Below are 12141 nucleotides of genomic sequence, written 5' to 3'. Positions count from 1 at the left end.
TACAATTGATAACCGCAGAGAATACCACGTTGCAGGTATACAGAATAAAAAGTTATAACAAATTCTATATACCCTATGGATTTCAAGATGCATCGCGACGGCAAGGGAGTGAATCCCCGGGAGCATAGATAACGATGTGACCGGGGTGAGCGAGTGCAGCCAACAAAGAGGTAACTTGAAAGATGACGGGTATAAATATTGTTGACCCAAAATAAGCGAATTATGATGAATATAATTCGCTCATATCAATTAAGTTTCTGACTCAGAATAAGTGATTAACGCCATGCTTTAAAACGGTTAATCAACCCATTTGTCGAGCTATCGTGGCTGACAACCCTATTATCATCCTTAAGTTCTGGCAAAATACGGTTAGCCAATTGCTTACCCAATTCAACTCCCCACTGGTCAAAAGTAAAGATGTTAAGAATCGCCCCTTGCACAAATATTTTGTGTTCATACATGGCAATCAACACCCCCAAGCTAAATGGGGTAATTTCACGTAACAGAATAGAATTAGTCGGGCGATTTCCTTCAAACACTTTAAATGGCGCAACATGTTCAACTTCAACCGCCGTTTTACCATTGGCGACAAATTCAGCATCCACCTGCTCACGAGATTTACCAAAGGCTAATGCTTCTGTCTGAGCAAAAAAGTTAGATAACAATTTGCTGTGATGATCACTCAATGGGTTATGGCTGATGGCTGGCGCAATAAAATCGCAAGGGATCAGTTTAGTTCCCTGATGGATAAGCTGATAAAACGCGTGCTGACCATTTGTTCCAGGCTCTCCCCAGATGATTGGGCCGGTTTGGTAATCCACTGGATGACCATTGCGATCGACATATTTACCATTGGATTCCATATTGCCTTGCTGAAAATAGGCAGCAAAGCGATGCATGTACTGATCATATGGCAGAATCGCTTCAGTTTCTGCGCCAAAGAAATTGTTGTACCAAATACCAATTAACGCCAGCAATACAGGAATATTCTGCTCAAATGGAGTATTGGCAACATGCTGATCCATTGCATGCGCGCCACTAAGCAATTGTTCAAAATTTTCAAACCCAACAGAGAGTGCGATAGACAAACCAATCGCTGACCACAACGAATAACGGCCGCCAACCCAATCCCAAAACTCAAACATATTTTTGGTATCAATACCAAATTGCTTAACTTCCTGTCCATTTGTGGAAAGCGCCGCAAAATGCTTTGCAATATGCCCTTCATCACCCGCACTTTTTAGGAACCAGTCACGGGCAGAATGAGCATTGGTCATCGTTTCCTGAGTAGTGAACGTCTTGGAAGCAATGAGAAACAGCGTCGTTTCCGGGTTAAGTGCTTTCAAGGTTTCTGCAATATGGGTTCCATCAACATTAGAAACAAAATGCATATTCAAGTGATTCTTATAAGGTTTCAGCGCTTCCGTCACCATATAAGGGCCAAGATCTGAACCACCGATACCGATATTCACCACATCAGTAATCACCCTACCGGTATAACCTTTCCACTCGCCATTAATTACGCGTTCACTGAAATCTTTCATTTTTGCCAACACCGCGTTGACTTGCTGCATAACATCTTCCCCATCAACCACAATCGGGGTGTTGCTACGATTACGTAGCGCAATATGCAATACAGCGCGATCTTCCGTACGGTTAATTTTCTCACCCGAAAACATACCGCGAATCGCCCCGGCAACATCCGTCTCTTTAGCAAGTGCCTGTAATTTTTCTAATGTCTCCGTTGTGATGCGATTTTTTGAAAAATCTACCAGGATCTGGTCATCGAATGTTGCTGAGAACTTAGCAAAACGATTTGGTTCCTGTTCAAACAATTCACGTAGGTGAATATCCTTTATCTGCGCAAAATGTTGTTCTAACGCTTTCCAAGCTGAGGTTTGACTAGGATTGATGTTTTTCATAGCTATGCTCTCTATCAACTGACTGTAATTAATTGGGAGTTAAAGAAAGATTGTAACCTGTAATTCTGTGATTCGAGCCTCTTTTCCTTTAATCGCTGATATTGGTCAAAACGATTAAGTTTTTCTAGTTCCATTTGCCGAAGCGTACAAAAAACAATCGCCCCTCTCTACTATCCTCAATTTATTTTATGATTTTCATCGCGTCATGAAAGATATTGATGTCACTCTTCACTCCATTGACTCAAACCCGTTAACCCGATATTTCTAAAAGACTATCCAGTTAACAGAAGGTTATCGCAATGAGTGCTGTTTCATCCCAATGCCCAGAAATTGGCGGGCATGTAGTCGCAAAATTTGGTGGTACCAGCGTGGCAAATTTCGATGCCATGAATAACAGTGCAGATATCGTACTGGCAAATAAAGCAGTGCGTGTGGTTGTGCTGTCTGCTTCTGCCGGTATAACAAACTTATTAGTTACATTAGCGGAAGGCTGCGATGCAGATAAGCGGGCTGACTACTTGAAACAGATCCACTCCATTCAATACGCAATTATTGATCGTTTGCATGAATCCGATACGATTCGTCAAGAGATTGATCGTCTACTGGAAAATCTTAAAACCCTTGCTAAAGCCGCATCTCTGGCAACCTCTGCGGCTCTGACAGATGAATTAGTCAGCCACGGTGAACTGATGTCCACACGATTGTTTACCGAATTGCTCCGCCAGCGAGGGAAAAATGCCGAATGGTTTGATATACGCAAAGTGATGTATACCGACGATAGTTTTGGCCGTGCAGAACCAAACCATGAACAACTTCAATCGTTGGCAACGGAACATCTCTTACCACATCTGAAAAATAGCCTGGTTGTCACCCAAGGTTTTATTGGTCGTGAAGAGAACGGCCGTACCACTACACTGGGGCGCGGTGGCAGCGATTATACTGCGGCACTCTTGGGAGAAGCCCTTGGCCTGAAACGCGTTGATATCTGGACAGATGTTCCGGGCATTTATACCACTGACCCGCGAGTCGTTCCAACTGCCCAACGAATTGATAAGATTGCCTTTGATGAAGCGGCGGAGATGGCAACCTTTGGCGCCAAAATCCTACATCCGGCAACCCTGTTTCCTGCTATTCGCTGTGGCATTCCAGTATTTGTCGGCTCTAGCAAAAACCCACAGGCCGGCGGTACGCTGGTTTGTGATACCACAGAAGCCCCACCACAGTTCCGCGCTATTACCCTGCGCCAGAAACAGACGTTATTGACACTACACAGCCTGAAAATGCTACACGCACAGGGGTTTTTGGCTGAAATATTTACCATTTTGTCACGCCATAATATCTCAGTGGATTTGATCACCACCTCCGAAGTCAATGTGGCATTAACACTCGACACCACTGGCTCCGCTAGCACAAATGGCAGCCTGCTGACCAATGCATTGATGACGGAGCTTTCGACACTGTGTCGGGTTGAAGTGGAAGAAGATCTGGCGCTGGTGGCAATTATTGGTAATCAGCTTTCTCAAACCAACGGATTAGGAAAAAAGGTTTTTAGTGTGCTGGAAAGATTCAATCTTCGTATGATCAGTCATGGCGCCAGTAACCATAACCTATGCTTGCTTGTTCAAGGTAAAGATGCAGAGCAAATTGTTCAAACACTTCATCAGCGTTTGTTTGAATAAGTATAATTTTTCAGGTATTTGATATTTCGCTCAGCCAAAAGACTGAGCGGAATCTTATACTACACTGCTACAGCAACCTCATAATAGTAATACTCCCTCTTTCTTCATTTTCTTTAGTACGGAAATGCAGATTCACCGGCAGGATCATGAAAAATTTATTTTAATTTTTCTATCTCTTTTTAAATAGTTTCTGTTGTAAATCCCTGTGTGAATTAGTTAGCATTTTCACTTACACATTTAATTATATTGAGGGATGGAAAATCACAGGGAGATTTTAAAAAAACATTATTTTCTCATTTATTAGGGAAATTATACGTAGAACAATTATATGATCTTGATAAAAAAAGGGCTATCAATTAGTATGCATGAAGATTAAAACTGAAGTATTGATATTCCATACTGCCTAATAACAATATGAAAAATCAATCAAATGAAATGAGAAACAACAGTGATATTAGCAAGCAAATGTACTTTAGCTTGTGCGGTAGCTATTACGAATATCAATAAATCATACAAATATAATCTTGGTATAAAAGGATCATATATGGAACTTGAGCAGCAAGTATTATCGATAGTCAACAAGATTGCCAGAAAAAATGTTGAGTTAGATGATGAACTTTTGAAGCAAAATTTAATAGATTCAATCACTACAGTCGATCTCATTCTGGCATTACAAGAGGAATTCGATTGCTACATATCAGCAACTGATGCTGAATCTATTCTCGAAACCCCTAAATCAATTATCAATTATTTAAACAACTTAAAATGATGTTAAAAAAGATATCTATTAATATTGCAGCGTTATTATTCGCAGCAATTATTTTTTCATCTATTATTATATTTATAAACAATTTCAACTCGAAAATAGTAGAATACAAATATATTGAAGACGATAGTAAATCGATCAACTATATACCTACTATTACAGATCAACACAATGCCATTGATTTCTCAAAAGAAAAATTACTTGAATACGGATTTAAAAATAATCATGTTATTTTATTTGGATCTTCTGAATTAACAAGTAGAACACATAAATTCATTCCATACCATTTTTTAACAAAAAATTTAAACATTCCCACAATAGGCATTGGTAAAGCGCATTTTGAATTATTAGCAATTTATGGTTATTTATCAGCTTATCAAGAATATTTAAATAAGGATAGTAGAATTGTTATTATTCTATCTCCGGGATGGTTTGAAAAAACAGATCTACTACCACAAGCATACAATTCTCATTTTCCATCCTATATCGCAAATAAACTCGCAAATGATGAAAATGCAAAAAATATATTTTCAAACTATCTCAATGAAAACAAAGATAACTTTGAAAATCTAAATTCTACCCAATTAAAGTTAATTCATAAAGACAATATAATAGCGTCGTCAGTTGCAAACATTTTAGATTATATAGCAGAGGCAAGAATAAATATCAAAAACATAATAACCGACAATCATGCAATTAAAGCTGACAATATTTATGTCCTTCATAAAGATCCTTTAATGAAAAAACAATTTAAAATTGTCAATACCGAAGTTCAATGGCTAGATTTAGCTAATGATGCTAAAAATATTGAACTTAACAATATGAGCAAAGAGACGCAATGGGTAAATAAAAAATACTATGAAAAGTATGTAAAGGATAAAAAAAGTAAAAAAGCTTTTCCTAATGGCATCAATTACAGCAAAGAAATGCATGCTCTTGACAACTTATTAGATTTATTATCGAAATATAATGTAGATGCTCTATTTATTATGCAGCCATTAAACCCTTATGTATACACAGATACAAATAACTTTAATCCCGTTGAAAATATTATATCAGAGAAAATAAAATCTCACGGCATGGGATATTTAAATCTTATTGAAGAGCAATATCAGCCAGGAGTATTAACTGATATTATGCATATGGGGGAATATGGTTGGTTATTAACTGATAAAGCTATTGTGGAACATTTTGCGAAATGAAATATTTTATAAAGGCTTTTTTATTATATCTTTTTCTAATGCTTACCTTATTTTATCATTCTGATTCTATCGTCAATGGTAGCAGTGAAGTTAAAGTAAAATATGAATATCAGCAATTTTAGAATAAAAAAGGCATAAAAAAACATGTTTGCAAATTTTAACTTTTTCATTTATCTATTTTCAGCCTCATTTGTTTTTTCTTTATTTTTTCTATTTTTTAATAAAAAAATAAACTCTAAAATTGCATTAAGTGTACTTTCTATTATTTGCTGGTGTATTATTTTTAGATATAAAATTTATATACCTATAGCATTATCTGTTTATTTCTATTTAATAACTTTAATTTTCAAAAAGAACATAATTAATAAATTAGTATCTTCTCTGCTAATAATTTCACCTTTATTTTTAGTTAAATTAAATTTGGAATTTAGTCATCTACTTAGTGTTATCGGTTTATCCTTTTTTACATTCAGAGCTATAGATGTCATTTTATTCTCTAGCAAGCAACAGAAAATAGTAATTTATGAATATTTTGCCTATTTATTCCTACCATTAGTTTGGCTGGCTGGCCCTATGTATAGATGGAACAGCTTCAAACGTGATTTACTTGAATTACCAGTGCCAGTCTCTTTAGAAAAATGGTTTGCCGGTGCTGGACAAATATTATATGGTGTAGTTCAGAAATTTTTATTCGCCGCCATTATCTATAACGTATTTTTATCTGACTATATTAATAAAGACACGATTGAATCATACTTAGTAGTTGCTATAAGTTATAGTTTTTACTTATATTTTGACTTTGCAGGTTATACTAATATGGCTTGTGGCGCCGGCAAGCTATTTGGAATAAACTTACCTATTAATTTTCATTATCCAATTTTAGCCAAAAATCCACAGGACTTTTGGCGTAGATTTCATATTAGTTTATCTGAATGGTTAAGAGACGTCATCTTTATGCCATTATATAAGATGCTAATGGAGAAAGAATTTTTCAAAAATCATAGACTTTTTGCCCAGAATATCAGTATTTTCATCACATTATTTTGTATGGGTATTTGGAATGGACTAGAACTTAATTACATTATAAGTGGTGCTTTATTTGGTTCTTACTCAGTAATGCATAACTGTTTAATTAATTACACCAGAGATAAAGAAAATATCGCTAATATCCTAAATAAAAAGATCGTCTCTTTCTTTGGCAGACTGATAACGTTAACTTTAATTTGTTTTTCTTTATATATATTTAGTGGATACAGTTTTATAAAATGAAATATCTCAACGAATATAGTGAATCAAACTTTGATTTATTCATTAACGATAGAATCATAGCGCCTTCTCATCCAGACACCCCCGTCATCGTGGGTTCAGATCAAGTCATTTATTGGCGTGATTTATATGATGAAATTAAAAAGTGGCATTCTAAATATTTAGAATTAAATTTAAACCGCAACACGCCTTTGATCTTATACGGACACAAAGAAGCTAATTTTTTAGTTTCAATTTATGCATGTATAACCTATAAAATCCCATTTATTCCAATCGATATAATTTATCCAACACAACGCTTGTTAGAAATTGCATCACTATCCAACACGCCTTATTACTACGATGTGATTAACAATCAATTCAAAACAACAAACGTTGATTATATTGAATTTGATGAAGATCATGTTGCCTATATCATGTTCACATCCGGTAGCACAGGAAAACCTAAAGGCGTAGTCATTGGACGTGAAAGCGTTTATGATCTTATGCGATGGATGTACAATGATTTCAAACTTGGTGAAAAACCTGTTTTCATGAATCAAGCGCTATTTAATTTTGATTTATCCATGTATGAAACATTTGGCACATTGGTATACGGTGGCACATGTATTTGCATTTCTCAAGAAACAACGACTGATTCTGAAAAATTCTATCAAGTTTTAAATCATTATCAACCAACAGTATGGGTTTCCACACCTTCTTTTTCTTATAAGCAATTGCTATCGCAAAATTTTAATTATTCCTTTTTAAAAAATCTAAAACATTTCCTATTTTGTGGCGAAATTCTAAGTAAAAATCTCGTTAAGTATTTAAGGAAAAGATTTCCATCTGCCATTATCTATAATACTTACGGTCCCACAGAAGCTACCGTGGCAACAACAATAATTGAAATTAGCGATCAACATCTCCATTCGGATATGGAATTATTGCCAATTGGAGAGTCAAGATCAGGCTCGACTCTAACATTAGAAAATGACGAGATTGTCATCTCTGGCGCTCATGTTATGAGAAAATATATTGGCGCTAAAACGGAAGATAATAATAGATTGACCATTAATCAACATGGAATAAGAAATTTTCGAACCGGAGATATCGGCAAATTAATTGACAATATCTGGTATTGCTTTGGCAGGAAAGATAACCAAATAAAACTAAATGGCTATCGCATTGAGCTACATGAAATTGAAGAAAGGCTGATGAATCTTCCCATTGTTGATAGTGCTGTTGTTTTGCCATTAAAAAAAGAAGATGGTTCTATTGTTCGCCTGGTTGCTTTCTGTAAATTCAAAACCATTATTGATAAGGAAAATTTAGTTAACCTTCTTAAAAAGAATTTACCCTCCTATATGATACCCAGTGAATTTATCAATATTGATAACTTTCCAGTCACCAATAACAGTAAAGTCGATACAAAATCTTTACTGTCAAGATATAACAATAATGAATGTGAAATTATAAAATAATTAACAAAAATCCGAAAACAGGAAGGAAAATAAGGTATAAACAACCTATAAAGAAAGAAATAATTTTAAATATATATGCTCAGTGAAAATAGGTTCACCATAGAAAACATACCCTATGACAGGTGATCAGCCCAGTATTTTCACCCCAGACTGATCACCTGTTACCTAATATTAAAAAAAGGCTTTTTATAACATTAAATACTGTTGGTCGTTCGCAATGTTGACCATAATGCCTTCATGGCCTTTCCTCTGGGGAAAGCAATATATTCTGGTTCAATTAACGACGGCCGCCAGCTCATTTTATATTGACGTTGCGAAGCAGCAGGATAAACAATACCGCCTTTTGATGACAACCATTTAGCAACTTTATAAAAGATTGCCGAGTCATTGAAATATTCCTCCTCGCCGAACTCCACCAAGGGGGTGAAGCCCAAATGAAGGTAGGAAACTACACCCTCTTTCAGGAAGTCATTAATCGCCGTTTCATTAATAAATTGCATCGTGCCGTCGGGTATATCCGGTTTTTTTCGAGATAGATTATGAAACCATCCCGATGTCTCCCCCCAAGTGTAGCTATAAACAATATATGCCTGAATTTGTTCTCCCTGAGTTGCAATATAGACTCTGTGCTGGCCTGAACTCACTTCCACCGTATTGAAATCAATCACCAATTTTTTCAGGGCCTTAGCGTGTTTTTCTTTCAGCCAAAGCTGATTAATATGTTCTAGTTGTGGTTTAAATCGATAATATTCCTCTTGCGAGCAGATCTCTCGAACGGAAATCCCCGCTCTTCTGGATTTACTGATTTTATTTCTAAGCTGCTGAAACCGTTTGCCTTTCATATCATATCCATCAAGGCTCAATGAATAACTCGCTCCAAGCTGGTTCACAGAAAAGCCATTATTTTTCAACAACACAAAATCACTCTCATCACCGTGCAGAAAAACCGGGAAAGCCCGCTTTTCTCTGGTGAAGTTGAGAAAAGAGTGTAAAAGTGCAGCTCGTTCTTCGCCAGGAGCCAAAATACCGCCTACACACATATGCAGATTTTTGTCCTGAAAGAAACCAATAGCCCCCTTTTGATTAGTAAACCAATATGTTTCACTATTGAACAACAGGCTACTCAACGGGTGCTTTGCATAGCAAAGCACTTTTCTGAGATGGCTGTTGCCAAGAACATCTTGAGCGTTCCCAGTGGCAATAATCTGGGGAGCATCAAGCAACATGCTCATAACGCTCACCTTGATTATTTCGGGAATACTGGACAGGGATGAACCCATGCTTCCTGGCAATATCCCGAATCGCCAATGCATCATTATAATCAATAGATTTACCGATGCTTTGATGAACACTCACCCCTTCAAGCGCCACAGCGATAGTTTCTGATAAACAGGCGAGATTGACCCCCGCAGGTACATCGATCACGTTACAATCGCTATAAACCACTTTCTCAGGCTGATAGACCAATCCCCCCTCGTAAATTTGATGGTTGCCATCACGAATGAAATCGAAAGGTCTGGCCGCATCAAAAACGATGGCAGAATCTTTCAAATAATGTGTATTCAAGAAAGGCTTACCTTCACTTGTTGCCGAAACAATAAAATCAGCCTGACTCAAAGAATGTTCATAACTATCTATCGCTTCCAAACCAAAGGTACCAACGACTTCAAGAACTTGCTGATGTAATATTTGTGCATCTGTCACCCCCGGATTTTGTTTAAAAAGCCATTTTCTCATCTTATCCATGACCGAATCTGGCTGGATAACATCATGAGTCCTTAACACTGCGGAAAGAAGCGCCTTGGTCAGTTCAGAGAGCAATATGCGTGCTTTATTGGGGCGGCTAACCAAGATAATCCGGCCAAAATTATGAGCTAAGCCGATGACTGAAAGCCTGCCTACGGAGCCTCTGGCACCCACTACCGCCAATGTTTGCCGGGATGCATTCTCAATCAACATTGAGCGTATCCCCTCAATCACCGCCACCGCGGTCAGAGAGTTGCCATTAGTCAATATCCGACCCTGCCGATTATTCACCAGGCTATTACCACCATTAGTAATAACCGAGGTATAAGCACCTAAGCCAACGATTTCAGCGCCATTTTTCTCTGCCACATCAAGATATTCCCTCATCAATACCGCCCGTTCTTTCGCTGACAATGCCATCATATCTTCGGGACTAATGGGTGAAAAAATGAGCATACCATTAGCATAGGCCGTTGAACTTTCGACACCAAACTCAATAGCGACATCAGGATTAAAATCGATCGAGGAAACCTGTGTGATCCAATTACCGAGCTGTTTCTGCTGCTCCAGCGTGTAATTCTCCTTTATTGACAAGCAATAAGAATGAGCGAGCTCATTAACCGAAGTGGTATGAATCAAGAAAGCAAATTTCTTACCCTCAATCAATCCAGGAATAGGCGCTTTAATCTGGGCCAAGTTGTTATTTTTTGAAATCGGATAACTCACCGAAGCGGGTGGGAGATCCGCAATAGGTATATCTATCAAGTGTGAAAAAAGAATGTCATATCGTCCATTCTCAACGAGTTGGCATACCTCATCAAAAGCGGTGAAAAACGTCTTAATATCCTCTTTGGAAACGTTAAGCGGTGGCTCAAAACGTACAGAACAAGGGCGAGACATTAACGGCATGGTGAAAAGACCATAATGTTTCAATAAGAAACTACAAATGATATAAGCCAGGCCACCGCTTCTTTGACTGAAATTGATAAATATGTTGGAAGCCGCTTTGCTGTCCTGTATTTCAAGACCACGCATCAACCCAGCCCCGTGCCAGTAAAATTGTTCTGGATATTTAGCAGACAATTGTTCAAGGCATTCATCAACATAACGGCTGACTTCTTGAATATGGGTTAACGCCTTACCATCATCTTTAGTCAGATGCTCGATAACAGCAATCCCCATCGTTGCGGCTAGAACGTTATTGGCAAAAGTGGAGCTATGTTTCCTATCGAACTCGGATAAATAAAACTCATCTGAATATAACATCGCACCAATTGGTGAGATACCTGCCCCCAATGCTTTAGAAAACAGGATAACATCCGGTTTCAAAGCGTAGAGCGTGGCCGCACAAAATGCCCCAAGCCTACCGATACCCGTCTGAACTTCGTCAAATACTGACAATGTGCCATTGTCTTTACACAGTGCCAAAATACTGGACAACGTATCTGGTGGAATCACTTTCATTCCACCTTCTCCTTGCACCGGTTCAATGATAAATGCGGCAAATTCCCGGCTCTCTAGCTTTCTTTTTATTTCATCTAAATCTTCGCTATCAACCTGCTCATATAATTTATCATCGTAAATGAAATCGGCTTTAAACCGATTTGATCCCGTAGCGGATAATGCCGAATAGGTTTTTCCGTGAAAACTGCGATGCAAACTCAGAATACGTTTTCTGCCAGTAAACAGACGGGTAAATTTAATCGCAGCTTCTACTGTTTCAGCACCACTGTTAGTAAAAGTACAGTGGGTATATTTTTCCTTATCTATTTGCTCTGCAAGCATTTCAGCCAATAGACGTACCTTTTTGTGAATATTGGGCTGAAAGAAGATAGGCTCTTTATCTTTAGTGAATCTGTCAATTTCAGCGATAGCGAAATCAGGATTATGTCCAAATGGCAGAGCACCATATTGAGCCAAAAAATCCTTAACAACCCGGCCATCCGATAATGTAAGCTGGTTATCTTGAGCAGACTTAATATCCAGTTCAAGGCCCACAGAGTTCAATAAACTCTCACGATATTGATTAACAAACATAGTTTTCTCTCTCTTTTTTTTTAGGTGCACAAAGTCATGCTGTAAACAGCATGGAAAAAT

8 protein-coding genes are annotated in these 12141 nt (G+C 37.6%); 5 read left to right on the top strand and 3 right to left on the bottom strand.

What is annotated here, in order from left to right; genetic code table 11:
• Window positions 1-275 precede the first annotated feature (275 nt).
• Window positions 276-1922 (bottom strand): glucose-6-phosphate isomerase, encoded by a 1647-nt coding sequence (gene pgi / locus AAC155_RS17545; protein WP_113043539.1) that lies wholly within the window; start codon window positions 1920-1922, stop codon window positions 276-278.
• Window positions 1923-2221: 299 nt separating this feature from the next.
• Between pgi and lysC the strand changes: the two genes are divergently transcribed.
• From lysC to AAC155_RS17520, 5 genes are all read left to right on the top strand, one after another.
• Window positions 2222-3601: a lysine-sensitive aspartokinase 3 gene (gene lysC, locus AAC155_RS17540; protein WP_113043538.1), complete on the top strand. Its 1380-nt coding sequence runs from the start codon at window positions 2222-2224 to the stop codon at window positions 3599-3601.
• A gap of 544 nt (window positions 3602-4145) precedes the next feature.
• A complete protein-coding gene (locus AAC155_RS17535; protein ID WP_113043537.1) occupies window positions 4146-4370 on the top strand; it encodes an acyl carrier protein in 225 nt (74 codons plus the stop codon).
• A complete protein-coding gene (locus AAC155_RS17530; RefSeq protein ID WP_113043536.1) occupies window positions 4367-5569 on the top strand; it encodes a D-alanyl-lipoteichoic acid biosynthesis protein DltD in 1203 nt (400 codons plus the stop codon). Before AAC155_RS17535 ends, AAC155_RS17530 begins: the two co-directional genes overlap by 4 nt.
• Before the next feature lie 144 nt (window positions 5570-5713).
• Window positions 5714-6838, top strand: a complete 1125-nt coding sequence (locus AAC155_RS17525) for an MBOAT family O-acyltransferase (RefSeq protein ID WP_113043535.1) — start codon at window positions 5714-5716, stop codon at window positions 6836-6838.
• A complete protein-coding gene (locus AAC155_RS17520) occupies window positions 6835-8298 on the top strand; it encodes an AMP-binding protein (RefSeq protein ID WP_113043534.1) in 1464 nt (487 codons plus the stop codon). Before AAC155_RS17525 ends, AAC155_RS17520 begins: the two co-directional genes overlap by 4 nt.
• Window positions 8299-8492: 194 nt before the next feature.
• Here the strand turns inward: AAC155_RS17520 and AAC155_RS17515 are convergent, their stop codons facing one another.
• Together AAC155_RS17515 and AAC155_RS17510 are read right to left on the bottom strand one after the other, a co-directional pair.
• Window positions 8493-9530: a DUF2156 domain-containing protein gene (locus AAC155_RS17515; RefSeq protein WP_113043533.1), complete on the bottom strand. Its 1038-nt coding sequence runs from the start codon at window positions 9528-9530 to the stop codon at window positions 8493-8495.
• A complete protein-coding gene (locus AAC155_RS17510; RefSeq protein WP_113043532.1) occupies window positions 9514-12081 on the bottom strand; it encodes an aminotransferase class III-fold pyridoxal phosphate-dependent enzyme in 2568 nt (855 codons plus the stop codon). The genes AAC155_RS17515 and AAC155_RS17510 overlap by 17 nt, the downstream gene beginning before the upstream one ends.
• Window positions 12082-12141 lie beyond the last annotated feature (60 nt).

Source organism: Photorhabdus sp. HUG-39, from assembly GCF_963878365.1.
Lineage (GTDB): Bacteria > Pseudomonadota > Gammaproteobacteria > Enterobacterales > Enterobacteriaceae > Photorhabdus > Photorhabdus kayaii.
Note: the sequence above shows the minus strand (reverse complement) of the source record. Positions and strands in the feature narration are given on the sequence as shown.